Consider the following 24041-nt stretch of genomic DNA (forward strand, 5'->3'; position numbering starts at 1 on the left):
TCCCGTCGCTCTCCACGTCCCTTGCCGATTACGCAGGTCTAAGAGTGCCATGCCGACCGCCCGCGTCCGTCATCGGGCGGGCTCAGGCCGGTACCCGTACCCCCGCCAGGTTCTCGATCATCCGGCGGGCGCTCGGTCCGACCAGCGCCGCCCACTCCTGGGGTGCGGCCGCGAGCCAGCGGGACACCGGCGTGGCGAACCCGGGCACGGTCCGCGCCAGTTCCACCAGGCGCCGGTCGAAGCAGGCGGCGCCTTCGGGGGTGCGGACGAGCAGGACCCCCGTACGGTGCACCAGCTCGCGCGTCCGGGGCTGCCCGCGCCGCACCGTGCTCCAGGCGGCGGCGCTCAGCACGGCGTCCAGGACGGCCGGCTCCCGTTCCTGTCCGAGCAGGAGGTCGAGGAGTTCGGCCCGCGGCTCGTGCGAGGCGGCTGTGCCGGGCGTGGCGAGGACGGGCGCGAGCGCGGCGCGGACGTCCGGCGGCCCGGACCGCAGCAGCCCCTCGACGAGCGGGAACAGTACGGCGTGCGCGGCGGGCCCCTGCTCCAGGCGCCGGTCGACGAAGGCCGCCACGTCTCCGGCGGCTCTCTCCGGTACGGCACGCGTGTACTCCGCGACGAGCGCGGCGGCGCGCTGGTCCAGGCCGGGCGTCGTGACGTCGGCGAGGGTGCGCAGCAGCTCCCCGACGCCTGGCCCCGGTTCCGCGAGCCGGGCCCGGAACGCCGCGAACACCGCTTCCGGGTGCGTGGCGAGGGCCGGGGCGAGCGCCGAGGCGGGCAGCTGCGGATCCCCGGCGGCGAACCGCTGCAAGGCCTGCGCCAGGTACCCGGAGCGCGACTGCGGATCCTGGACGAGGAGGGCGAGCGCGGCACCGTGCGGCGTGCAGTCGGAAGGGCGGGCCAGCAGGGCGAGCGCGGCGTGCCGCAGCAGTCCCCGGTCGGCGTCGGCCGTCACCCCGGCGGCAGCGCGCAGTCCGTAGGCACCGGCTGCCACGTGCCGGGCGGGCCGGTCGTCGCGCGCCCACCGGTCGACGGCCCGGCACAGCGCGGAGGGCTCCTCGTCGGCGAGGACGGCGAGCAGTTCGTCGGCCCGCGGATGGGCGCAGTCGACGAGCGCCTCGACGAGGTCGTCGACGGCCCGGCGGCGATGGGTATGCAGCAGGGCCTGCGCGGCGGTCGCCACGGTGGCGTCGGGCAGCGCGGGCAGCGGCCGCTCGTCGTCGAACCACCGGGTCAGCCGCCGGTGCGCCCGTCCCGGCTCGGCGGCCAGGGATGCGGCGACGGCGTCGAGATACCGGCCGCCGGGCTCCGGCTCGTCGTGCACGACGAGGCGCCGAAGCAGCTCGAACCGGAGGTCGTCGTCCACGGGCAGCGCGGTCCAGAACCAGGGTCCGAAGGCTCCGCGGTCGGCGAGTGTCTCCAGTTCGGGCAGATAGGCGCCGGCGTCACGGACGCGCAGCAGCACCTCGCTGACGAGATGCCCGGCCCACCAGCCCGCTTCGCCCGCGCTTCCCGTCTCCTCGGGCGGCTCGAACCAGGCGGTCAACTCCCGCAGGCGGTCGGCGAGTTCCTCCGGCCCCTCCTGTCGCTCGACCGCCAGCAGCGCCCGCACCACGGGTCCCGCCCGGTGCCGCGGCACCGGCACCGATCCGCCGCCGCGCCGCCGGAAGACCAGCGCGTCCAGCGCCGCGTCCAGATGCAGATGCGTGCCCTGGATCCAGTCGGCCACTTCTTCGTGTGCGAACCGGTACCCGCCGCCCGCGGGCACGAGGACGCCCTCCGCGAGGACGGCCGACGCCCAGCCGCTCACCCCGCCGCGCGCGCCCCAGGGGAACAGCTCCTCGAACGTCTTACGGTCCAGCTCCCCCTGTCCCGGGCCCAGGCTGCGCCGCGCGGCCTCGTGCAGTTGCCCCGACACCTGCGCCGCGAGCCGCCGCACGCCGCTCCCCCGCACTCCGCCGGCGGCGGCGAGCCGCACCGCGACGCGCAGGCACATCAGATCCAGGTAGGCCGCGAACACCTCGTCGCGGTCGGGACAGCCGGGCACGTCCGCGGGCAGCGCCGCCCGGACCTCGCTCAGCAGCCGCAGCGCGAGCGGGTGCCCCGCGTCCGCCGGCGCGAGGGCGCCCTCGGGGATCCCGAACCGCTCGCGCGCCGTCCGCGCCTGCCCGGCCGTCAGTTCGCCGATCCGTACGCACGCGGGCAGCCGCCCGGGCCGCCCGTGCAGGACACCGGCACCGAACAGCGGCCCGGCCTGCTCCCAGTACTCCCCACGGCACGCCACGACGAGCCGCACCCCGGACGCCGTCAGCCACCGCTCGGTCTCCCGCGACCACAGGGCGAGCCGGTGCGCGAGTACGGGCGGCATCTCCTCGGGCCCGTCGAGCAGCAGCACGAGCGGCTGACCCGCGGCGCGGGCCACCTCGGCGACACGCTCCGGCGAGATGTCCCCCAGCGCGCCGGGCTCGGTGCGGCGGGACGCCGCGACGATCCGCCCGGCCCGCTCCAGGGCGCGGCCCACGGCGTCGGTCACCGAGGTGTCGTCGCCCCGCAGATCGGCGCCGCGCAGCCAGAGGGTCGGCGCGGCGCTCTCGCCCCGGGCCCGCCGCGCGGCGAGGGACGCCAGTTCGGTCGTACGGCCGCAGCCCGGGTCCCCGACGAGGGCGAGCACGGACGCCCCGCCGACGGTGAACTCCGCCAACTCCTTGACGACATCGGGCCGTTCGACCGGCTCGGCGTCCGCGGGCGCGGGCCCGTCACTGCCCACCGAGACGGCGGTCAGGTGCAGCACCCCGGCGAGGTTCAGATCGGGGCCGTACGCGGGCACGGTGGCGTCGCCCCGGGTCAGCAGTGCGGCGAGGCGCGGCTCGACGGCCGCCGCCGCGCGCAGCGGCACCGCGAATCCGGCCGCCTGGCGCCCGGCCCGCAGCGCGGTCCCGAGGACCGCGACGACGGCGCCGGTCCCGGCGTCCAGGACGGGCCCGCCCGCGGCCCCGCCGCCGAGCCGCAGCGCGTCCGCCCCGGCCGTCCCGACCGCCAGCTCCATCGCGCCCCGCACCGGATGGAGGCGGTCGGTGGCGGTGTACGTCACGTCCACGTGCCCGAGCACCCGGGCCTCGCGCCAGCCGCCGGCGGCGATCCGCAGATACGCCCCCGGCTCCCCGGCCGGGCCGGATCCGACGGGCAGCGGCGCGACGCCGAGGCCATCCGTGCGGATGAGCGCGAGGTCCACCGCGGGCAGCTCGACGACCGACTCGGGTCCCACCAGACAGGTCTCACCGCCCGGCGCGTGCAGCACCACGCGGCCGAGCCCGTCCACCGCCTCATGGCTGGTGACGACCGTTCCTTGGTCGTCCGCGACGAACCCCGCCCCGCGTGGCCGCCCGGCCAGATCACAGATCCGTACCAGAGGCGGATCCACCATGCCGCGCCCCTCCCGCCGCTCTCCGTTACGCCCCGAATGTCCGACGGTAGGCGTCCGGTGATCAGCTGGACAGGACCCGGGGCCAACGCGCCCCCTTCCGCTCCCCCGTATCACTCCGAGCGCCTGCCCGAAGGAGTGAACCCGGCGGCGTGGCGGATAGACCCTTGAAGGGGGAAACAAGGGGGAACGTGGAGCGGCGGCCACCCGCGAACCGGGCAGGCCGCCGCTCCACTCGTGAAAGCGGGGTCTCAGGCGAAGACGGCCAGGCTCTTGGCCTTGCCCTTCGACTCCTCGACGAGCGCGAGGAGTCGACCGGCCGCGTCGAACACGCCGATGGGTCCCCGGCCCGCGTACTCCCCGGGCATCTCGAGCCGCACGCCGTTCAGGAGCAGCTTCGCGCGGCGCTCGTCCACGTCCCAGCGGGGGAACGCGGCAGCGGCGGCCTCGGCCACGGGCAGCACGGTCAGCTCCTTCTGGTGCTGGTCCAGCGTGCGCGCCGAGTCGAGCTTGTAGGGGCCGACGCGGGTGCGGCGCAGCGCGGTCAGGTGCCCGCCCACGCCGAGGTCGGCGCCCAGGTCCCGGGCGAGCGCCCGGATGTAGGTGCCGGAGGAGCACACCACGGAGACGACCAGGTCGAGTACGGGCGTACCGTCCTCGGCGACCGCGTCCCTGATGTCGTACACGGCGAACGACGAGACCGTGACCGGCCGCGCCGGGATCTCGAAGTCCTCGCCGTCCCGGGCCCGCTTGTAGCTGCGTACGCCCTTGATCTTGATGGCGCTGACCTTGGACGGCACCTGCATGATGGCGCCGGTCAGCTTGGCGATGCCCGCGTCGACGGCCTCGCGCCGGACCCCGGACGCGTCGGTGGACGAGGTGATCTCGCCCTCCGCGTCGTCGGTCAGCGTGTCCTGGCCCAGGCGGATGGTGCCCAGGTACTCCTTCTCGGTCAGCGCGAGGTGGCCGAGGAGCTTGGTGGCCCGCTCGACGCCGAGCACGAGCACGCCCGTCGCCATCGGGTCGAGGGTGCCCGCGTGGCCGACGCGGCGGGTCTTGGCGATCCCGCGCATCTTGGCCACGACGTCGTGCGAAGTGAAGCCCGACGGCTTGTCGACGATGACAAGCCCGTCGGGCGGAGGGGTGCGGTCGGACATGCTCAGGCGTCGCCGTCCGTCTCGTCGTCGGCCGTGTCGTCGTCGGCCTCCGGCTTTCGGTACGGGTCCGCCCCGCCGGCGAACGTGGCGCCCGCGGACGTCTCGCGCACCTTCTCGTCGGACTGCCGCGCCTTGTCGAGGAGGTCCTCGATCGTCTTGGCGTTGTCCGGGAGAGCGTCCGCGACGAAGGTGAGCGTCGGCGTGAACTTCACACCGGCCGCCGCGCCGACCGCGGACCGCAGGACGCCCTTGGCGCTCTCCAGCCCGGCCGCCGCCTCGGCGCGCTCCTCGTCGTCCCCGTACACCGTGTAGAAGACGGTCGCTTCCCGCAGGTCACCCGTGACGCGGGTGTCCGTGATGGTGACGTGGGTACCGAGCCGCGGGTCCTTGATCCCGCGCTGCAGCTTCTTGGCCACCACCTCTCGGATGAGGTCCGCCAGCCTCTTGGCACGCGCGTTGTCGGCCACTGGTCCGTCTCCTTAGTAACTGTCTCGCTTGTTGCTTCAGTCTTCGTCGCTGTGGAGCCTGCGTCGAACCGAGAGCAGTTCCACCTCGGGCCGCCCGGCGACCAGACGCTCGCAGCGGTCCAGTACGTCGGAGAGGTGTGCCGTGTCCCCGGAGACCACCGCGAGCCCGATCTCGGCCCGGCGGTGGAGGTCCTGGTTCCCCGTCTCCGCCGCACTCACCGCGTATTTGCGCATGAGTTCGGCCACGATCGGACGGACCAGGGAGCGTTTCTCCTTCAGCGAGTGAACGTCGCCGAGGAGCAGATCGAAGGACAGAGTCCCCACATACATGTGTGTCCGGATGTCCCGCCGGTTCGGGTTCGTATGGGCGCGACTGACGTGACGCCGATACAAAGACCGTACACGCAACGGCCGGGGCCGATCGACGGAAATAAGCTCCGCCGACCGGCCCCGAACCTGCTGCCGCGTGGATCCGAGTGGATCAGGCGCGCGGCTTCTCGCGCATCTCGTACGTCGCGATGACGTCGTCGACCTTGATGTCGTTGAAGTTGCCGAGGTTGATACCGCCCTCGAACCCTTCGCGGATCTCGGTGACATCGTCCTTGAAGCGACGCAGACCGGAGATGTTGAGGCTCTCCGCGATGACCTTGCCATCGCGCAGCAGGCGCGCCTTGGTGTTGCGCTTGACCTCGCCGGACCGGACGAGCACACCGGCGATGTTGCCCAGCTTGGACGACTTGAAGACCTCGCGGATCTCCGCCGTGCCGAGCTCGACCTCTTCGTACTCCGGCTTGAGCATGCCCTTGAGGGCCGCCTCGATCTCCTCGATGGCCTGGTAGATCACCGAGTAGTACCGGACGTCGACGCCCTCGCGCTCCGCCATCTGCTGCGCACGGCCGGCTGCCCGGACGTTGAAGCCGATGACGATGGCGTCGGAGCCGGTCGCCAGGTTGATGTCGGACTCGGTGACCGCACCCACACCGCGGTGCAGGACACGGATGTCGACCTCGTCGCCGACGTCGAGCTGGAGCAGCGAGGACTCGAGAGCCTCCACCGAACCGGACGCGTCGCCCTTGATGATGAGGTTGAGTTCCTGCACCAGACCGGCCTTGAGGGCCTCGTCCAGGTTCTCCAGGGAGAACCGGACGCCGCGGCGCGCGAAGTTGGCGTTGCGCTCGCGAGCGGCACGCTTCTCGGCGATCTGACGGGCCGTACGGTCCTCGTCGACCACCAGGAAGTTGTCGCCGGCACCCGGGACGTTGGTGAGACCGAGCACGAGGACGGGGGTCGAGGGACCCGCTTCCTCGACGTTGTTCCCGTTGTCGTCGAGCATAGCGCGGACACGGCCGTAGGCGTCGCCGACCACCATCGTGTCGCCGATGCGCAGCGTGCCGCGCTGGACCAGGACCGTCGAGACGGCACCGCGGCCCTTGTCGAGGTGCGACTCGATCGCAATACCCTGCGCGTCCTGCTCCGGGTTGGCCCGCAGGTCGAGCGAGGCGTCCGCGGTCAGGACCACGGCCTCGAGCAGGGCTTCGATGTTCTCGCCCTGCTTGGCGGAGATGTCGACGAACATGGTGTCGCCGCCGTACTCCTCGGCCACCAGACCGTATTCGGTGAGCTGACCGCGCACCTTGGTCGGGTCGGCACCCTCGACGTCGATCTTGTTGACCGCGACGACGATCGGGACCTCGGCGGCCTTGGCGTGGTTGAGCGCCTCGACCGTCTGCGGCATGACGCCGTCGTTGGCCGCGACCACGAGGATCGCGATGTCGGTCGACTTCGCACCACGGGCACGCATGGCGGTGAAGGCCTCGTGACCGGGGGTGTCGATGAAGGTGATCCTGCGCTCCTCCTCGTTCACCTCCGTCGTGACCTGGTACGCACCGATGTGCTGCGTGATGCCGCCGGCCTCACCCGCGATGACGTTCGTCTTGCGGATGGTGTCGAGCAGGCGGGTCTTACCGTGGTCGACGTGACCCATGACGGTGACGACCGGCGGACGCGAGACGAGCATGTCCTCGCCGCCCTCGTCCTCGCCGAACTCGATGTCGAAGGACTCGAGCAGCTCGCGGTCCTCCTCCTCGGGGCTGACGATCTCGAGGACGAAGTTCATCTCGTCCGCGAGGAGCTTCAGCGTCTCGTCGGAGACGGACTGCGTGGCAGTGACCATCTCGCCGAGGTTCATCATCACGCCGACGAGCGACGCCGGGTTGGCGTTGATCTTCTCGGCGAAGTCGGTGAGCGACGCACCGCGCGACAGGCGGACGGTCTGTCCGTTGCCGCGAGGCAGCATGACGCCGCCGACCGACGGGGCCTGCATGGCCTCGTACTCCTGGCGCCTCTGACGCTTCGACTTGCGACCACGACGGGCGGGCCCGCCGGGACGGCCGAACGCACCCTGTGTGCCACCGCGGCCACCGGGACCACCGGGACGACCGCCACCGGGACGACCGGCGAAACCGCCACCGCCACCGGGACGACCGGCGAAGCCGCCGCCACCGCCGCCGCCACCGGGACGACCGGCGAAACCGCCGCCACCGCCACCGGGACCGCCCGGACGACCGGCGAAGCCGGGACGACCGCCGCCGCCACCGCCACCGGGACGACCGCCGCCGCCGGGACCACGGCCACCGCCGGGGCCACCACCGGGACGCGGGCCCGCGGCGGGACGCTGCGGCATCATGCCCGGGTTCGGACGGTTACCACCGGGGCCGCCACCGGGACGCGGACCGGCCGCGCCGCCCTGCGGACGAGGCATGCCGCCCGGGGTCGGACGGGCGCCGCCCTGACCCTGCGGACGGGGGCCACCCTGGCCGCCACCCTGCGGGCGCGGACCGCCCGGGGCACCCTGGCCGCCGGGACGCGGGGCGCCGCCCGGACGGGGCGCTTGCGGGCGCGCCATGCCGGTGGAGCCACCAGAGGTGAAGGGGTTGTTGCCCGGACGCGGACCCGCGGGACGGGCACCGCCGGGACGGGGAGCGCCCTGGCCACCCTGGCCGCCCTGGCGCGGGGCGCCCTGACGGTCACCGCGGTCGCCGCGGTTGTCACGGTCGCCACCACGGTTGTCGCGGTCGCCACGGCCCTGGCCACCCTGCGCGGGGGCCGGACGGGCACCACCGGGCTTGGGGGCACCGGGACGGGCACCCGGACGCGGGCCGCTCGACGCCGGGGCCGACGAAGCGGCCGGGGCGGCGGGAGCCGCGGGGGGCGCCGTGAACTCGGGCGCGGCCGGCGCCGGCGAAGCGGGCTTGGGAGCCGGCTTCGGGGCGGGCGTGGGACGCGGACCCGGGGTCGCGGCCGGAGCCGGGGCCGCGGGGGCCTCGGCGGCGGCCGGCTTCGGGGCCGGCGGACGCGGCGCGGCAGGCTTCGCGGCCTGCGCGGGCGAGGGGGTGGGACGCGGCGCCGCGGGCTTCGCGGGCGCGGCCTTCTTGGCGGGCTTGCCGCCGTTGCCCTGCTGGAGGGCGTCAGTCAATTTGCGTACTACCGGCGCCTCGATCGTCGAGGACGCCGAACGTACGAATTCACCGAGTTCTTGGAGCTTGGCCATGACGACCTTGCTCTCTACGCCGAACTCCTTGGCGAGTTCGTATACCCGGACCTTAGCCACTTCGCTCCTTTTAGGTCCGGGTTACGCCGGACCGTCGCTACTTCATGGGCGTACTCATCGCGTGCTCATCGAGTGCTCATCGCAATCTCGACCTACTTCCAACTCGCGGGGTACCAGGGCCGCACAGGGGTTCCGTGCGGCGCTTTCTTACGGTGTCGCCTGCTCGACTCGGTGGCGGAGCGCCTCCGTGTCGAACGGTCCAGGGGCCTTGTACGCCCGCTGGAACGCCCGGCGGCGGACCGCCAGGTCGAGACAGACCAGGGCGGGGTGCACGTAGGCACCCCGGCCGGGCAGCGTACCGCGATCATCGGGGACGCATCGGCCCTCGATCATCACGATCCGCAGCAGATCGCTCTTGGCCGCTCGCTCCCGGCATCCCACACAGGTTCGCTCAGGGCATGCGCGGTCATGCGTCCGGCCAGACACTCTTAAGTCTACCTCCCCGTACCGACCTCACCCCTCCGGGGCAAAAATCGAACGGCTGTTTCTTGTCACATTCTGTCGTGAACCAAGCGCGGAGCGCCCGGATTTATTCCCGGCCCCTGACATCCCGGGCGTCCCGGGCGTCCCGGGCGTCCCGGGCGTCGCCCTCGGGGGCGGCCTGCTCGGTGTCGGGGCGGATGTCGATGCGCCAGCCGGTGAGGCGGGCGGCCAGGCGGGCGTTCTGCCCTTCCTTGCCGATGGCGAGGGAGAGCTGGTAGTCGGGGACCGTCACACGGGCCGAGCGGGCCGCGAGGTCGACGATCTCGACCTTGGAGACACGGGCCGGGGACAGCGCGTTGGCCACCATCTCCGCCGGGTCGTCCGACCAGTCGACGATGTCGATCTTCTCGCCGTTCAGCTCGCCCATCACGTTGCGGACGCGACCGCCCATGGGGCCGATGCAGGCACCCTTGGCGTTGAGCCCGCTGCGCGTCGAACGCACGGCGATCTTCGTACGGTGGCCGGCCTCGCGGGCGATGGCCGAGATCTCGACGCTGCCGTCGGCGATCTCCGGCACCTCTAGGGCGAAGAGCTTCTTCACCAGGCTCGGGTGCGTGCGCGACAGGGTCACGGACGGACCGCGCACGCCCTTCGCGACGCGGACGACGTACGAGCGCAGGCGCATGCCGTGCTGGTACACCTCGCCCGGCACCTGCTCCTGCACCGGCAGGATCGCCTCGAGCTTGCCGATGTCGACCAGCACGTTCTTCGGGTCGCGGCCCTGCTGGACCTGGCCCATGACGATGTCGCCCTCGCGGCCCGCGTACTCGCCGAGCGTCGCGTCGTCCTGGGCGTCGCGCAGCCGCTGCAGGATGACCTGCTTGGCGGTGGTGGCGGCGATCCGGCCGAAGTCGGACGGGGTGTCGTCGAACTCCTTGGCCTCCTGGCCCTCTTCGAGGTCCGCAGGGTCCTCCGTCGCCCACACCGTCACATGGCCGCTCTCGCGGTCCAGCTTCACGCGTGCGCGGCGGAAGCTCCCGTCGGTGCGGTGGTAGGCGATGAGGAGGGCCGACTCGATCGCCTCGACCAGCAGATCGAAGGAGATCTCCTTCTCCCGGACCAGCCCCCGCAGGGCACTCATGTCGATGTCCACGGCTACGCCTCCTCTACTTCTTGTTCGTCGTTCTTGTTCTTGCGGTTGAACTCGACCTGGACACGCGCCTTGGCGATGTCGCTGAAGCCGAGTCGTCGGGCGGTGGCCTTGCGGCCCTTCACGCCCGGTACTTCGAGGTCGAGGCCGTCGTCGTCGACCTTGAGAATGCGCGCCACCAGCTCGGACTCGTCGGTCAGCTGGAACCTGACGAGGCGGTCGAGCGCGCGGACGTAGTGGCGGTGCTCGGTGAGGGGGCGCTCGGCGCCCGGGGTCCCGACCTCCAGCTCGTACTCGCCGTCGCCCATGGCGTCCGTCTCGTCGAGCTTCGCCGAGAGCGCGCGGCTCACATCGGCGACCTGGTCGAGGTCGGCTCCCTCTTCGGAGTCCACGACGACGCGCAGCACCCGCTTACGTCCTACCGAGGCGAGTTCGATCTCTTCGAGGTCGAGCCCCTGGGAGCTGACGAGCGGTTCCAGTAGTTCCCGCAGCCTCTCGTTCTGGGTCGTGCTCATCCGGGTGACTCCTCGGCCGCGTGTGCTGTTGTGGTGTGTCGGCATTCCATGCGCGTCACGTCAAAGGGTATCCGGTCCAGGGGGGTGTTGCGGTCCACCGGGCCAAGGGCGACGGTACGGTGATCACCGGCCGCGCCGTCCGGGTCGTGCCGAAACCGATCCGAGGACGACCGCCCGTGCCGCTCACCTCTCAGGCCCGACCGGGGCCACGCCGTAGGAGTCTGCTCGCCTCGCTGGCCGGGGCCGCGCTGCTGACCGGGTGCACGGACGACGGCGACGACGGTGCCAGGGGCGCGCCCTCGCTCTCGCAGGAGAAGCGGCTGAACGCGCGGGCGGCCCGGGAGAGCGCCGATCTGCTGGGCCAGTACGACCAGGCGCTCGCCGCGCTCCCCGGCCTCGCGGCCCGGCTCGACCCGCTGCGCGCGGAGATCGAGCGGCACGTGGAGGCGTTCGGCGGGGCGGCCAGGCCGTCGGCGCTCGCGCCCTCGGCATCCACCCCGCCGGTCGCCGAGAAGGACGTGCTGAAGGCGCTGGCGGCGGCCGAGCGGGCGCTGTCGGACCGGCGGATGACGGCCCTCGCCGATACCGCCACCCCCGCCGAGCACGCCCGGCTGCTCGCTTCGGTGGCGGCGGCCGGGGCCGGGCACGCGTACCTGCTGGCTGAGCGATGACGGGGATGACGGGGATGACGGGAACGGACGAGAACGAACTGCTCGCGTCGGTGCAGGCGGCGCTGCGCGCCGAGCACGCGGCGGTGTACGGGTACGGGGTGGTCGGCGGCCGGATCGGCGAGAAGCGCCGCGCGGAGGCGAAGGCCGCGTACGACGCGCACCGCGCCCGCCGCGACGAACTGCGCCGTACCGTGCGTGACCTGGGCGGCAGCCCGGAGGAGTCGGCCGGGGCGTACGCGCTGCCGTTCCCGGTGCCGGACCCGGCCGCGGCGGCACGGCTCGCGGCGGACATCGAGGACAAGGTCGCCGGCGTGTACGCGGACCTCGTGCGGGCGGCGTCCGGCAAGCGGCGCCGGGGCGCGGCCGACGCGCTGCGGGAGGCGGCGGTCCGTGCGGTGCGCTGGCGCGGCGGGAGCGTAGCCTTCCCTGGGCTCGCCGAACGGGCCGCGGTGCCCTCCGCGCCGCCCTCGGCGTCTCCGCGTACGTAAGCCGCGTACGTCAGCAGCTACTGGATTCAGTGGCTGCGCAGTACTGGAAGGGATCCCTCGCGCATGGCTTTCGAACCGCCGCGGCGGCTGGTGAACGCGCTCGGCGAAGTGCGCGACGACGGGGCGTCGGCGTGGCTCGGCCGGGTCGGGGTCCTGCTCGACGAGGCAGCGGCGCGGCGTGAGGTGACCGTCGAGCGGGTGCATGTACCGGGCGGGCGCAGCAGTCTGCTCGCCCATGTCCGGACGGCGGACGGCGCGCCCGCGGTGCTGAAGCTGGCCCCCGAGCGGTTCCGGCCGGAGGCGGAGCGGGCGGCGCTGACGCACTGGGACGGGTTCGGCGCGGTACGCCTCCTTGATCCCGGGGTCAACGACGGGGCGCTGCTCCTGGAGCGGCTGCACCCCGAGGTCTCGGTACGGACGCTGCCCGAGGCGAAGGCGCTGCTGGAAGCGGCGGGGACGCTGCGCCGGCTGTGGACGGAGCCGCCGGCCGGGCGCAACTGCGAGACGGTGCCCGAGCGCACGGGCCGGCAGGCGACGGCGATGCGGGCGAGTGCGGACGCTTTCCCCGACGTCGCCCCGCTGGTCGACGCGGCTCTGGAAGCCCGTACGGAGCTGGTGGCCGCGCCGCCCGAACTGCGGCTGCTGCACGGCACGTTCCGGCAGTCCAAGGTGCTGTCGGGCGAGCGGATGCCGTGGCTGGCTGTCGGCCCGGACCCGGTCGTCGGCGAGTGCGCCTTCGACCTGGCGCGGCTCGTGCGCGACCGGGTCGAGGACCTGATCGGTTCGCCGTCGGGACCGGCCATCACGCGCCGCCGCGTCAAGCGTCTCGCCGAGTCCCTGGATGTGGACCAGGAGCGGCTGCGGGGCTGGACGCTGTTCCGGGCCGTGGAGTCCGGGGTGCGGGCGCTGCGTGTGGGGCGCGAGCGGGACGGCGAGAACCTGCTGGAGTTCGCGGGCTGGCTGTAAGACGTACGTACGAAGACGGGAGAGCGCCCCGGGCCTTCAAGGTCCGGGGCGCTCTTTCGTTGCTCGTGCTTACGCGGTGAGGCGGGCCACGGCCTCCTCGACCGTGAGCTCCTCGCGCTCGCCGGTGCGGCGGTCCTTCAGCTCCACGACGCCGTCGGCGCTGCGGCGGCCCGCGACCAGGATCTTCGGCACGCCGATCAGCTCGGAGTCGGTGAACTTCACGCCCGGGGAGATGCCGGGGCGGTCGTCGACCAGGACGCGGACGCCGGCGGCGGCCAGCTTGTCGGAGACCTCCAGGGCCAGCTCGGTCTGGAGGGCCTTGCCCGCGGCGACGACGTGCACGTCGGCCGGGGCGATCTCCTCGGGCCAGATGAGGCCCTTGTCGTCGGCGTGCTGCTCGGCGAGCGCGGCGACGGCGCGCGAGACGCCGATGCCGTACGAGCCCATGGTCACGCGGACCGGCTTGCCGTTCTGGCCGAGCACGTCGAGCTGGAAGGCGTCGGCGTACTTGCGGCCGAGCTGGAAGATGTGGCCGATCTCGATGGCGCGGTCCAGCTTGAGCCCGGTGCCGCAGTTGGGGCAGGGGTCGCCCTCCTGCACCACGACGACGTCGACGTACTCGGAGACCTCGAAGTCACGGCCCGCGACGACGTTCTTCGCGTGCACGCCGTCCTTGTTGGCGCCGGTGATCCAGGCGGTGCCGGGGGCGACGCGCGGGTCGGCGAGGTAGGTGACCTTCTCCAGGCCCTGCGGGCCGACGTAGCCGCGCACCAGGTCGGCGCGGCCCTCGAAGTCCTCGGCGGTCACGAGCTCGACGGCGGCCGGGGAGAAGTGCGCCTCGACCTTGTCCATGTCGACCTCGCGGTCGCCGGGGACGCCGACGGCGACGATCTCGCCGTCGACCTTCACGAGGAGGTTCTTCAGCGTGGCCGACGCCGGGACGTCGAGGTACGCGGCGAGCGTCTCGATGGTCGGGGTGTCGGGCGTGGGGATCTCTTCGAGGACGGGGGCCTCGGTCGCATCGACCGGCTTCAGGGCGAAGGTGACCGCCTCGGTGTTGGCCGCGTAGTCGCAGTTCGGGCAGTCGGCGAAGGTGTCCTCGCCGGCGCCGGCCGGGGCCAGGAACTCCTCGGACTTGGAGCCGCCCATGGCGCCGGCGGTCGCGGCGCAGATGCGGTAGTCGAGGCCGAGGCGCTCGAAGATGCGCTGGTAGGCGGCGCGGTGCAGACCGTACGACTCGGCGAGGCCCTCGTCGGTCAGGTCGAAGGAGTACGAGTCCTTCATCTGGAACTCGCGGCCGCGCAGGATGCCGGCGCGGGGGCGGGCCTCGTCGCGGTACTTCGTCTGGATCTGGTAGAGGATCACCGGCAGGTCCTTGTAGGACGTGCACTGGTCCTTGACCAGCTGGGTGAAGATCTCCTCGTGGGTGGGGCCGAGGAGGTAGTCGCCGCCCTTGCGGTCGTTGAGGCGGAACAGCTCGGCGCCGTACTCCTCCCAGCGGCCGGTCGCCTCGTAGGGCTCCTTGGGCAGGAGGGCGGGGAGGAGGACCTCCTGGGCGCCGATGGCGTCCATCTCCTCGCGGACGACGCGCTCGACGTTGGCGTAGACCCTGCGGCCGAGCGGCAGCCAGGACCAGACGCCGGCCGCGGTACGGCGCACGAAACCGGCGCGGACGAGGAGTTTGTGGCTGAGCACCTCGGCGTCCGCCGGGTCGTCGCGCAGGGTCTTCACCATCAAGCGGGACATGCGCTGGACCTGGACCTTGGCCATGATTCTTGACTCCTGCGACGAAAGGGTTATGCCCAGGAGGTTAGCCGGGCGGTGGGCGCGGCCGGAAATCGGTTCTTCGTCAGCGGCGCAGCGGGAGGGGTGCGCCCATCACCGCGTACGGCTTCGGGGCGCTCGGGAAGAGGACCTGGCGGGCCAGGTCGTCGTAGCCCAGGGAGTGGTAGAGGCCGCGGGCCGGGCTGTCGAAGTCGATCGCGGAGAGGATCGAGCGGGGCTGGGCGGCGGCGTCGGTGATGGTGGTGATGAGGGTGCGGCCGATGCCGCGGTTCTGGTAGCCGGGGTGGACGTGCAGCTCGGTGATGACGAAGGAGTCGTCGAGCCAGCTGTCGTGGCCGCGGGCGCGCAGGTACGGCTCGACGACCGTGGACCACCAGTGGGTGCGGTCGTTCGGCATGCCGTAGACGAAGCCGACGAGCCGGCCGGTGTCGGTGGTGGCGCCGAGCGCGCGGGCGCCCGCGTAGGTGATGTGGCGCAGCACGATCTGGCGTCGTACGGCGATCTCCTCGTCGCTCAGGCCGAAGGCGTACGCCTGGACGGCGAGGGCTTCGTCGACGCGGGCGTGCAGATCGAGGGGGCCGATGGTGACGGCGGTGTCGTCCGTACGGTTCCGGTGCGGCATGCCCGGAGGGTACCCCGGGGCCCGGGTCGTCCGTGCGGGCGGGCGTGGCGCGGCTCAGCCCTTCGCCGGGAGCCGCGGCACGCTCGCCAGCAGGCGTCTGGTGTAGGCGTGGGCGGGGGTGCCGAGGACCGTGGACGTGGTGCCCGACTCGACCACCCGGCCGCGCTCCAGGACGGCGGTGCGCTCGCACAGGGCGGCCACGACGGACAGGTCGTGGGAGACCATCACGACGGTCAGGCCCGCGGTCTCCTTCAGCTCGGCGAGCAGGTCGACGACCTTGACGCGGGTGGTGACGTCGAGCGCCGAGACCGGTTCGTCGGCGAGGAGGACCCGGGGGTCGCAGACCGTGGCCCGCGCGATGGCGATGCGCTGGCGCTGGCCGCCGGAGAACTCGTGCGGGTAGCGCTCGGCGGTGTCCGCGGGCAGGCCCACTCTTTCGAGGGCGTCGGCGACGCGTCGCGCGGCGTCCGCGCCGGAGGCGACCCCGAGGGAGGTGAGCGGTTCGGCGACGATGCGGCGGACGCGTTGCCGCGGGTCGAGGGAGGCGTAGGGGTCCTGGAAGACGCACTGGACGCTGCGCCGGAACCGCTTCATGAGCGTCCGGTCGCGCAGTCGCAGCTCGTCCCCGTCGAAGCGCACCGTGCCCGTGGTGGGGCGGGCGAGGCCGAGCAGCATGCGCAGCAGCGTCGTCTTGCCGGCTCCGGACTCGCCGACGAGCGCCAGGCTCTGTCCGGCCTCCACGGCCACGGACACGTCCCGGACGACCGGGTCCGTGCTCCCCCGGTACGCGTACGACACCGCGTCGAGCTCCAGGATCGGAGTCATCGCGCACCTCCCAGGTCGAGCGCCGATTCGAGTTGGCGTGCGCTGTCCACCAGCGCTTTGGTGTAGGCCTCGCGAGGAGCGCGTACGACGTCGGCGACGGCGCCCGTCTCGACCGCGCGGCCGTCCTTCATGACCAGCACCCGGTCGGTGACGCGGGAGACGACGGCGAGGTCGTGGCTGACGAACAGCACGGCCATGCCCGCGTCGCGGACGAGTCCGTCGATGAGGTCGAGCATCTCGGCCTGGACCGTCACGTCGAGTGCCGTCGTCGGTTCGTCGGCGATCAGCAGGGCCGGGTCGCAGGCCAGGGCCATGGCGAGCGCGACCCGCTGGCGCTGGCCGCCGGAGATCTCGTGCGGGAAGGCGCGGGCGATGCGCTCCGGGTCCGGCAGCCGCACCTGGTCGAGGAGCGCGGTCACCGCACTCCTCAGTTCCGCGCCCTTCAGCTGCCGCCGCCTGCGCAGGGGTTCGGCGATCTGGCGGCCCACCCGCATCAGCGGGTCGAGGGCGGTCAGCGGCTCCTGGAAGACGACGGCCGCGCTCCGGCCGCGTACGCCCACGAGGGTCCGCTCGCTCGCCCCGACGATCTGCGTGCCGTCGAGGTCGACGCTGCCGGTCGCTGTCATGCCGGCGGGCAGCAGGCCGAGCGTGGCCAGCGTGGTCAGGGACTTGCCGGAGCCGGACTCGCCGATGAGGCCGAGGCGTTCGCCGCGCGCGATCTCGAAGCTCAGCTCCGAGACGAGCGGGCGCCCCTCGGCCGTGCGGATCGTCAGGTCGGACACCGACAGCAGTACGTCGTCGCTCACAGCGCCGCCCTTCCCTTGCGTGCGGTCGGGTCGAGGACGTCGCGCAGTCCGTCCGCGATCAGGTTGACGCCGATGACCAGCAGGACGAGCAGGATGCCGGGCGCGAGCGCGCCCGCCGGCGCGGTCGTGAACGTCGCCTGGGCCTCCTGGAGCATGCGGCCCCATGAGGCGTTGGGCGGCGGTGCGCCGAGGCCCAGGTAGGACAGGCCCGCCTCGGCGAGGACGGCGAGGCCGAACTGGAGCGCCAGGTTGACGACGAGGGTCGGCCAGATGTTGGGCAGCACGTGCCCGGCGACGACCCGTGTCCAGGACGTGCCGGAGGTGCGGGACGCGGTGATGTAGTCCTGCGCCAGGACGCGCTTGACCAGGATCCGGGTCAGCCGGGCGACCACGGCGCTCTGCGCGAGGCCGATCGCGAGGATCGCGGAGCCCAGCGTCGCCGAGCGCGCGGCGACGATCAGCATGGCGAGCAGCAGCGTCGGGAACGCGATGAGGATGTCGAGCAGCGCGGAGAGCGTGTCGTCGAACCAGCCCTGCGCGAACGCCGCGAGGATGCCGAGCGTCACGCCGAGCAGCGCGGCGACCGTCACCGCTCCGAGCCCGGACTCCAGGGCGATCCGCGAGCCGGTCATGAGCTGGGTGAACAGGTCGCGGCCGAGCTTGTCGGTGCCGAGCAGATGCCCGCCGCCGGGTCCCGCGAGCCGCCCGCCGGACGTGTCGTCGCTGTCGTAGGGCAGCCAGAAGAGGGAGACGAGGGCGAGCAGGGCGACGAGCCCGGCCAGGACGCCGCCGGTCCACAGGGTGAGGGATGACCTGGTGTGGGATGAGCTGGTGAGGGATGACCTGGTGAGGGATGAGCTGCGCTTCATCGCACGCCACCTCCCGACAGGCGTCCCCGCAGCCGCGGGTCGACGATCCGCTGCACGAGGTCTGCCACGAACCCGATGACCAGCACTCCGAAGGTCGATACGAACAGGACGCCCTGGATCACCGGGTAGTCGTGCTGGGCGATGCCGGTCGCGAGCATCGAGCCGAGGCCCGGCAGCGCGTACACGGACTCGACGACGACGGCGCCGAGCAACGTGGACGCCAGCTCGATGCCGAGCACGGAGATGACCGGCACGGCGGCGTTGCGCAGCCCGTGCCGCCACATGGCGCGGCCGAACGACGAGCCGAGGGCCCGCGCCGTACGCAGGTACTCGCTGTCCAGGACGTCGAGCGTCGCCGACCGTACGTAGCGGATCAGGGAAGCCGACATGACCAGCGCCACCGTCACCACCGGCAGGACCAGGGACCGGATCGCGTCGGCCGGAGTGTCCCAGCCGTCCTGCGGGAAGCCGCCGGAGGGCAGCCAGCCCGCGCTCAGCGCGAAGACCGCGATGAGGATCATGCCGAGCCAGAACACCGGGACGGCGATGCCCAGTTGCGAGACACCGCTGAGCAGCGCCCCGTACCAGGTGTTCTTCTTGTACGCGGCCACGAACCCGGCCGGGACCGCGACGAGCACGGCGAGCACGAACGCGGAGAGGGTCAGCGGCACCGTCACGTTCAGGCGCTGGGAGACCTCGGGGCCGACGGGCAGCGAGCTGACGAAGGACGTGCCGAGGTCGCCGCTCGCCAACTGGCCGACCCAGTGCGTGAACTGCTGCGGCAGCGGCTGGTCGGAGCCGATGGAGTGGCGGGCCGCGGCGATCTGCTCCGGCGAGGCACCCACCGAGGTGAGCGCGTTCGCCGGGTCGCCGGGCAGCATCCGCAGGAGCACGAACAGCACGATGCTCGCGAGGACGAGGGAGACCAGCAGGAACACCAGCCTCCGCAGGAGGTACCGGGTCATGGCAGGGTCAGCTGCTCTTCTTGATGTCGTACGCGAAGAACTGCGAGTTCAGGCCGTTGAGCGGGTAGCCCGACAGCTTCGTGTTCGCGACGACGATCTGCGGATACAGGTACAGCCAGTCGCTGGCCGCGTCCTCGGCGGTCTTGCGGTTGACCTTCTTCAGCAGCTCGGTCTGGGCCTGCGTGCTGGAGGCCTCCTCGGCCTGCCCGACCCACTTCTGGACCTGCTTGTCGTCGTATCCCCAGTAGAAGTCGGGGTTGCCGTACCAGACGAGGTCGCGGTCGTTGACGTGCTCCTGGAGCGTCGCCGAGAAGTCGTGGTTCTTGTAGACCTTCGTGTACCACTCGTCGGGCGTGATCGTGTTGATCTTGACGGTGATACCGACCTTGGCGAGCTGCGACTTGATGAAGGTGGCGGCGGTGGGGTGCGGGTCGTAGTTCGGGGTGTCGAGCGTGAAGCTGAAGCCCTTGGCGTACCCGGCCTCCTTCAGCAGCTTCTTCGCCTTCGTCACGTCGTACGCGTTGACGTCCGTCAGGTCCTCGTACCAGGGGTCGGTGGGCGGCACCATCGACCCGATCTCCTTGCCGTAGCCGCCCCAGACGGAGTCGAGGAGCTTCTTGTCGTCGATCGCGGCGGAGACGGCCCGGCGCACCTTGACGTCCGTGAACGGCTTCGCCTTGTCGTTGAAGGCGAGGAGCAGCTTGGTGGTCGAGTCGCCGTCGGTGACCTTGTAGTTCTGGTTCGACTTGAACTGGTCGAGGGCGTCCGGCGACTGCTCGCTGGTGACGACGTCGACGGCGTTGGTCAGGAGCGCGTTGTTGAGGGCGGTCGCGTCCTTGTAGTAGTGGAAGACGACCTGCTTGTTCTTGGCGGCGGAGCCCCAGTAGCCGCTGAAACGGTCGAGGCTGAGCGCGGAGCCGCGCGTCCACTTGTTCAGCTTGTACGGCCCGGTGCCGTCTTCCGTCGTCTTCAGGTTCTTCGCGTCGGCGTTGATGATCCAGACGTAGGAGAGGTTGTAGACGAAGGAGATCGACTTCTTCTTCAGCGTGACCTTGACGGTCTTCGCGTCGGGGGTGGCGATGTCCTTCATGACCTCGAGGTTGGCCTTGCGCGCGGACTGTGAGTCCTTCGCGATCACCTTCTCCAGGCTGTACTTGACGTCCTTGCTGGTCAGGGCCTTGCCGCTGTGGAACTTGACGCCGTCGCGGAGCGTGAAGGTGTACGTGAGTCCATCGCCGCTGACCTTGTAGTCCTGGGCGAGGAGCTTGTCGACCTTGCCGGCGTCGGTGAGGCGGAAGAGGCCTTCGTAGACGTTGCCGTTGAGGGCCTCGGTGACGCCCTGGCCGCCGCCTCCGGTGTTGTCCAGGTTCTGCGGCTCGTAGAGCGAGCCTATGTTCACGGCGGCGTTCTTGTCGTAACTGCCGTTGCCGGAGGCGGAGTTGGTGCCGCCACCGCCGCAGGCGGCGAGGGTGACCGCGAGGGCGACGGTGAGCACGCCGACGGAGAGGGGCTTCTTGGGGAGGTTCGGGTTCATCGAGGTGCCTTTGCGCTGAGCTTCAGTGGGCGGTGCCGGTGGCGCCGTCGCGGGAGACGGGGAGCTTCTCGCCAGCCTCGACGGGCAGGTGGAAGCGGTTCTGCCGCGGCGGCATCGGACAGTTGTACTGATCGGAGAAGCCGCACGGGGGCACGAAGGCCCGGTTGAAGTCGAGGCGTACGCGGCCCGCACCGGTGTGGTCGACGGGGGCGGTGTGGTCGACGAAGAGGAAGCGGCCCGCGCCGTAGGTGGTGTCGCCGTTGGTGGGGTCGCCGAAGACGAGCAGCAGGGTGCCGTCGTCGTCGAAGGCGGACAGTGTGTAGGCGGTGCCGTCGACGGTGAGGGCGATGTCGCCGGGGACGACCTTCTCGCGGGTGCCGCCGTTGTCACGCAGGTGCTCGAAGGCGACGAGGCGGGCGCCCTCGACGGGTGTGTACGTGGCGTCGAGGACCCACTCCGGGTCGTACGGGAAGGCGTCGATGCGCTCGAAGTCCCGGATGGCCGGGGAGTTCGCGTCCCAGAGGCGCAGGCCGTGCTCGGGCTCGCCGGTGACCAGGTCCGTACGCTCCAGGGCGGTGACCGTCACCGAGTCGGGCTGCCCGGCGCGGGCGGCGTCGAGGTCGGGGAGTTCGCCCGGGGCCAGCCAGCGGGTCTCGACGAGGGCGAGGTTCCCGGTGGGGGCGGTGACGGAGCGCTGCCGCTCGGCGCGCCAGGCCTCCCAGTCGCCCTGGGGGTCGTCGGAGGGGTCGGCCTGGCCGGAAACAGACATCGCGTGGCACCTACAGTTCGTGAACCTTAAACCAAAGCTCTCCCTTTATGGTTCATAAGACTCACTAATGTCAAACACCATCAAAGAGATGAGACAGGCACCACATGCCCCACGGGTGGCGGGGTGGAGCGTCCTAGAACAGGACGCTCATGAACGCCCCGACCTCCCTGAAGCCCACCCGCCGGTACGCGGCACGGGCCGGGGTGTTGAAGTCGTTGACGTAGAGGCTGACGACGGGGGCGACGTCGGCCAGGGCGTAGCGCAGCACGGCGGCCATGCCGGGGGCGGCGAGGCCCTGGCCGCGGTACTCCGGGGCGACCCAGACGCCCTGGATCTGGCAGGCCTGTTCGGTCGCGGCGCCGATCTCGGCCTTGAAGACGACCTTGCCGTGGTCGTCGAGGCGGGCGAAGGAGCGTCCGGAGCCGACCAGTTCGGCCACCCGCGCCTGGTAGAGCAGGCCGCCGTCGCCGGCCATCGGAGAGACACCGACCTCCTCGGTGAACATCGCCACGCACGCCGGCATGATCGCGTCCATCTCGTCCTTGCGGATGCGGCGCACGTACGGGTCCGGGGCGACGGTGGTGGACAGCCGGTCGGTCACCATCAGCGGCTGGTGGGGCCGGACATCGCGGGCTGGGCCCCAGCTCGCTTCCAGGAGGCGCCACAGCAGGGCGGTCGGGCCGGCGGGTCCGACGATCGAGGAGCAGCGGCGGCCGGCCCGCCGCGCCCGGTCGGCGAAGCCGCGGACGGCGCGGTCGGTGGCGCAGATCGGTACGAGGTTGGCGCCCGCGTAGCAGAGCGACTGCAGCATGCCGTCCTCGTACCAGCCCCACATCTCGCCGCCGAGGCGCCACGGGTCCAGGCCCGCGATGCGGACGCGGGCCGTCACGAAGGCATTGGCGACCGGCTCGCGGTCGAGCACGGCGAGCGCGGCGTCGAGGTCACTCGGTTCGAGGACCCGTGTGGTGGTCTGAGTCAACACGAGCGGGTGGGCCTTCACCTGATGGGTGGCTGATCTCCGCACTGTACCTGCCGGTCGTTTGAGGCGCCTCTGCCTGGGCGGGGGCGGCTGGTTCGCCGTGGGTGCGGGGCGTATTGCGGGGCCTTTGCTGTGTGCCGGGGCCGGGGCGAGCGCGGAGTTCGGCTGCGGGCCGGTGGGGCTCCTCGCGCAGTTCCCCGCGCCCCTGGGAGTTTGCGGCTGCGCGCCGAAGGGGCTGTGGACCGATGCCGGGCGCGCATGCGACGTGGCTGCTCGCGCAGTTCCCCGCGCCCCTCAGGAGATCGCGGGTGCGCGCCGAAGGGGCTGTGGATTGATGCCGGGTGCGCATTCGACGTGGCTGCTCGCGCAGTTCCCCGCGCCCCTGAGATGGGCACTTCGTGCGCCATCTCATGCGGCGCGTGTGGAACGCCCTCTGGGGCTGTGGCGAAGCCGCATGCCCTCAGGGGCGCGGAGAACTGCGCGACCAGCCCCCACCGGGCCCGCGGAAAACCACGCACCCCATCAGGGGCGCGGGGAACTGCGCGAGAAGCCCCACCGGCCCGCAGCCGACAACTCACCCCTCGGGGCAACCGCGCAGCCGCACGCTCTCCGGGGCGCGGGGAACTGCGCGACCAGCCCCCGCCGGGCCGGCCGCCGGCCTCCGACGCCCAGGGCCCGGGCTCCGCAACGAAAGGCGCGCCCGCCGGCGGGAGAAACCCGCGGACGAGCGCGCGTAAGACCGACCCCGAGTCGATGTCAGCCCGCGATGGCGACGGACGGCTCCCCGGAGGGCACCCCGTCCTTCTCCATCTGCTCGGCGATCTTCAGCGCCTCTTCGATGAGCGTCTCCACGATCTTCGACTCGGGGACGGTCTTGATGACCTCGCCCTTGACGAAGATCTGGCCCTTGCCGTTGCCGGAGGCGACACCGAGGTCGGCCTCGCGGGCCTCACCCGGCCCGTTCACGACGCAGCCCATGACGGCGACCCGGAGGGGAACCTCCATGCCGTCGAGGCCCGCGGTGACTTCCTCGGCGAGCTTGTAGACGTCGACCTGGGCGCGGCCGCAGGACGGGCAGGAGACGATCTCCAGGCGGCGCGGGCGCAGGCCGAGCGACTCCAGGATCTGGTTGCCGACCTTGATCTCCTCGACCGGCGGCGCCGAGAGCGAGACGCGGATGGTGTCGCCGATGCCCTCGGAGAGCAGCGCCCCGAAGGCGACGGCCGACTTGATGGTGCCCTGGAAGGCGGGACCGGCCTCGGTGACGCCGAGGTGCAGCGGGTAGTCGCACTTCTCGGCGAGCAGCCGGTAGGCGTTGACCATCACGACCGGGTCGTTGTGCTTGACCGAGATCTTGATGTCGCGGAAGTCGTGCTCCTCGAAGAGCGACGCCTCCCACAGCGCCGACTCGGCGAGCGCCTCGGGGGTCGCCTTGCCGTACTTCTGGAGCAGGCGGCGGTCGAGCGAACCCGCGTTGACCCCGATGCGGATGGGGGTGCCGTGGTCGCGGGCCGCCTTGGCGATCTCCTTGACCTTGTCGTCGAACTGCTTGATGTTGCCCGGGTTGACCCGGACCGCGGCGCAGCCCGCCTCGATGGCGGCGAAGACGTACTTCGGCTGGAAGTGGATGTCCGCGATGACCGGGATCTGCGACTTCCTGGCGATCACGGGCAGCGCGTCGGCGTCGTCCTGAGTGGGGCACGCCACGCGCACGATCTGGCAGCCGGAGGCGGTCAGCTCGGCGATCTGCTGGAGCGTGGCACCGATGTCGGACGTCCGCGTCGTCGTCATCGACTGCACCGAGACCGGGGCGTCGCCGCCGACGGCCACCGTGCCGACCTGGATCTGCCGGCTCTTGCGCCGCTCGGCGAGCTTGAGCGGTACATCCGGCATGCCGAGTGAAATCGCAGTCATCTGCTGTGCAACCCCAAGGTACGGATCGAGGATCGAGTCCAGAGGCTTCCGAGATTACGGCACCGGCGCGCGGCCAAGCACACCTCGCCCCATAACTCCACTCAAATG

General features: G+C 71.9%; 21 protein-coding genes. 3 read left to right on the forward strand and 18 right to left on the reverse strand.

The window, feature by feature from the left end:
- Positions 1 to 82 precede the first annotated feature (82 nt).
- From ABD366_RS24555 to rimP, 8 genes are all read right to left on the reverse strand, one after another.
- Complete coding sequence (locus ABD366_RS24555; protein ID WP_344442467.1) at positions 83 to 3421, reverse strand: trypsin-like peptidase domain-containing protein; 3339 nt, start codon at positions 3419 to 3421, stop codon at positions 83 to 85.
- Between the two features lie 248 nt (positions 3422 to 3669).
- Complete coding sequence (gene truB / locus ABD366_RS24560) at positions 3670 to 4575, reverse strand: tRNA pseudouridine(55) synthase TruB (protein ID WP_324770361.1); 906 nt, start codon at positions 4573 to 4575, stop codon at positions 3670 to 3672.
- A 2-nt stretch (positions 4576 to 4577) separates the two neighbouring features.
- The gene (gene rbfA, locus ABD366_RS24565) at positions 4578 to 5042 is read right to left on the reverse strand and encodes a 30S ribosome-binding factor RbfA (protein WP_324770362.1); all 465 of its coding nucleotides are present in this window, start codon (positions 5040 to 5042) and stop codon (positions 4578 to 4580) included.
- 36 nt (positions 5043 to 5078) lie between these two features.
- Positions 5079 to 5372, reverse strand: a complete 294-nt coding sequence (locus tag ABD366_RS24570; RefSeq protein ID WP_324770363.1) for a DUF503 domain-containing protein — start codon at positions 5370 to 5372, stop codon at positions 5079 to 5081.
- A 151-nt stretch (positions 5373 to 5523) separates the two neighbouring features.
- On the reverse strand, positions 5524 to 8652 hold the full coding sequence (gene infB, locus ABD366_RS24575) for a translation initiation factor IF-2 (protein WP_344442469.1): 3129 nt from the start codon (positions 8650 to 8652) through the stop codon (positions 5524 to 5526).
- Positions 8653 to 8799: 147 nt separating this feature from the next.
- Entirely contained in the window at positions 8800 to 9078 is a 279-nt protein-coding gene (locus ABD366_RS24580) for a YlxR family protein (RefSeq protein ID WP_324776651.1), read from the reverse strand.
- A 103-nt stretch (positions 9079 to 9181) separates the two neighbouring features.
- On the reverse strand, positions 9182 to 10228 hold the full coding sequence (nusA, locus tag ABD366_RS24585) for a transcription termination factor NusA (RefSeq protein ID WP_324776653.1): 1047 nt from the start codon (positions 10226 to 10228) through the stop codon (positions 9182 to 9184).
- A 2-nt stretch (positions 10229 to 10230) separates the two neighbouring features.
- Complete coding sequence (gene rimP, locus ABD366_RS24590; protein WP_324776655.1) at positions 10231 to 10740, reverse strand: ribosome maturation factor RimP; 510 nt, start codon at positions 10738 to 10740, stop codon at positions 10231 to 10233.
- A gap of 176 nt (positions 10741 to 10916) precedes the next feature.
- Between rimP and ABD366_RS24595 the strand changes: the two genes are divergently transcribed.
- The 3 genes from ABD366_RS24595 to ABD366_RS24605 all read left to right on the forward strand — a co-directional run bounded on the left by ABD366_RS24595 (position 10917) and on the right by ABD366_RS24605 (position 12865).
- Positions 10917 to 11411: a hypothetical protein gene (locus tag ABD366_RS24595; RefSeq protein ID WP_324776657.1), complete on the forward strand. Its 495-nt coding sequence runs from the start codon at positions 10917 to 10919 to the stop codon at positions 11409 to 11411.
- 5 nt (positions 11412 to 11416) lie between these two features.
- On the forward strand, positions 11417 to 11899 hold the full coding sequence (locus ABD366_RS24600) for a ferritin-like domain-containing protein (protein ID WP_411293897.1): 483 nt from the start codon (positions 11417 to 11419) through the stop codon (positions 11897 to 11899).
- A gap of 63 nt (positions 11900 to 11962) precedes the next feature.
- Positions 11963 to 12865, forward strand: a complete 903-nt coding sequence (locus ABD366_RS24605; protein ID WP_324776661.1) for an aminoglycoside phosphotransferase family protein — start codon at positions 11963 to 11965, stop codon at positions 12863 to 12865.
- A gap of 69 nt (positions 12866 to 12934) precedes the next feature.
- Here the strand turns inward: ABD366_RS24605 and ABD366_RS24610 are convergent, their stop codons facing one another.
- The 10 genes from ABD366_RS24610 to ispG form a co-directional block, all read right to left on the reverse strand.
- Positions 12935 to 14635, reverse strand: a complete 1701-nt coding sequence (locus tag ABD366_RS24610) for a proline--tRNA ligase (RefSeq protein ID WP_324776663.1) — start codon at positions 14633 to 14635, stop codon at positions 12935 to 12937.
- A 79-nt stretch (positions 14636 to 14714) separates the two neighbouring features.
- A complete protein-coding gene (locus tag ABD366_RS24615; protein ID WP_324776665.1) occupies positions 14715 to 15272 on the reverse strand; it encodes a GNAT family N-acetyltransferase in 558 nt (185 codons plus the stop codon).
- Between the two features lie 54 nt (positions 15273 to 15326).
- Complete coding sequence (locus ABD366_RS24620) at positions 15327 to 16097, reverse strand: ABC transporter ATP-binding protein (RefSeq protein WP_324776667.1); 771 nt, start codon at positions 16095 to 16097, stop codon at positions 15327 to 15329.
- Positions 16094 to 16903, reverse strand: a complete 810-nt coding sequence (locus ABD366_RS24625; RefSeq protein ID WP_324776669.1) for an ABC transporter ATP-binding protein — start codon at positions 16901 to 16903, stop codon at positions 16094 to 16096. The genes ABD366_RS24620 and ABD366_RS24625 overlap by 4 nt, the downstream gene beginning before the upstream one ends.
- Positions 16900 to 17772 (reverse strand): ABC transporter permease, encoded by an 873-nt coding sequence (locus ABD366_RS24630; protein WP_324776671.1) that lies wholly within the window; start codon positions 17770 to 17772, stop codon positions 16900 to 16902. The genes ABD366_RS24625 and ABD366_RS24630 overlap by 4 nt, the downstream gene beginning before the upstream one ends.
- Complete coding sequence (locus ABD366_RS24635; protein ID WP_324776673.1) at positions 17769 to 18737, reverse strand: ABC transporter permease; 969 nt, start codon at positions 18735 to 18737, stop codon at positions 17769 to 17771. Before ABD366_RS24635 ends, ABD366_RS24630 begins: the two co-directional genes overlap by 4 nt.
- Before the next feature lie 7 nt (positions 18738 to 18744).
- Positions 18745 to 20271 carry an ABC transporter substrate-binding protein gene (locus ABD366_RS24640; protein WP_324776675.1) on the reverse strand — a complete coding sequence of 509 codons (1527 nt, stop codon included), beginning with the start codon at positions 20269 to 20271 and terminating at the stop codon, positions 18745 to 18747.
- 22 nt (positions 20272 to 20293) lie between these two features.
- Positions 20294 to 21040 (reverse strand): DUF1684 domain-containing protein, encoded by a 747-nt coding sequence (locus ABD366_RS24645; protein WP_324776677.1) that lies wholly within the window; start codon positions 21038 to 21040, stop codon positions 20294 to 20296.
- A 133-nt stretch (positions 21041 to 21173) separates the two neighbouring features.
- Positions 21174 to 22022 (reverse strand): GNAT family N-acetyltransferase, encoded by an 849-nt coding sequence (locus ABD366_RS24650; RefSeq protein WP_324776679.1) that lies wholly within the window; start codon positions 22020 to 22022, stop codon positions 21174 to 21176.
- A gap of 753 nt (positions 22023 to 22775) precedes the next feature.
- Positions 22776 to 23933: a flavodoxin-dependent (E)-4-hydroxy-3-methylbut-2-enyl-diphosphate synthase gene (gene ispG, locus ABD366_RS24655; protein ID WP_324776681.1), complete on the reverse strand. Its 1158-nt coding sequence runs from the start codon at positions 23931 to 23933 to the stop codon at positions 22776 to 22778.
- Positions 23934 to 24041 lie beyond the last annotated feature (108 nt).

The organism is Streptomyces kunmingensis (assembly GCF_039533535.1).
Lineage (GTDB): Bacteria > Actinomycetota > Actinomycetes > Streptomycetales > Streptomycetaceae > Streptomyces > Streptomyces kunmingensis.

Coding starts and splice junctions, on each gene's coding strand:
- ABD366_RS24630 (WP_324776671.1), bottom strand. CDS start 17,772: ATGAAGCGCAGCTCATCCCTCACCAGGTCATCCCTCACCAGCTCATCC.
- ABD366_RS24610 (WP_324776663.1), bottom strand. CDS start 14,635: ATGGCCAAGGTCCAGGTCCAGCGCATGTCCCGCTTGATGGTGAAGACC.
- ispG (WP_324776681.1), bottom strand. CDS start 23,933: ATGACTGCGATTTCACTCGGCATGCCGGATGTACCGCTCAAGCTCGCC.
- ABD366_RS24635 (WP_324776673.1), bottom strand. CDS start 18,737: ATGACCCGGTACCTCCTGCGGAGGCTGGTGTTCCTGCTGGTCTCCCTC.
- ABD366_RS24645 (WP_324776677.1), bottom strand. CDS start 21,040: ATGTCTGTTTCCGGCCAGGCCGACCCCTCCGACGACCCCCAGGGCGAC.
- ABD366_RS24555 (WP_344442467.1), bottom strand. CDS start 3,421: ATGGTGGATCCGCCTCTGGTACGGATCTGTGATCTGGCCGGGCGGCCA.
- rimP (WP_324776655.1), bottom strand. CDS start 10,740: ATGAGCACGACCCAGAACGAGAGGCTGCGGGAACTACTGGAACCGCTC.
- ABD366_RS24570 (WP_324770363.1), bottom strand. CDS start 5,372: ATGTATGTGGGGACTCTGTCCTTCGATCTGCTCCTCGGCGACGTTCAC.
- ABD366_RS24615 (WP_324776665.1), bottom strand. CDS start 15,272: ATGCCGCACCGGAACCGTACGGACGACACCGCCGTCACCATCGGCCCC.
- ABD366_RS24620 (WP_324776667.1), bottom strand. CDS start 16,097: ATGACTCCGATCCTGGAGCTCGACGCGGTGTCGTACGCGTACCGGGGG.
- truB (WP_324770361.1), bottom strand. CDS start 4,575: ATGTCCGACCGCACCCCTCCGCCCGACGGGCTTGTCATCGTCGACAAG.
- ABD366_RS24605 (WP_324776661.1), top strand. CDS start 11,963: ATGGCTTTCGAACCGCCGCGGCGGCTGGTGAACGCGCTCGGCGAAGTG.
- ABD366_RS24600 (WP_411293897.1), top strand. CDS start 11,417: ATGACGGGGATGACGGGAACGGACGAGAACGAACTGCTCGCGTCGGTG.
- ABD366_RS24640 (WP_324776675.1), bottom strand. CDS start 20,271: ATGAACCCGAACCTCCCCAAGAAGCCCCTCTCCGTCGGCGTGCTCACC.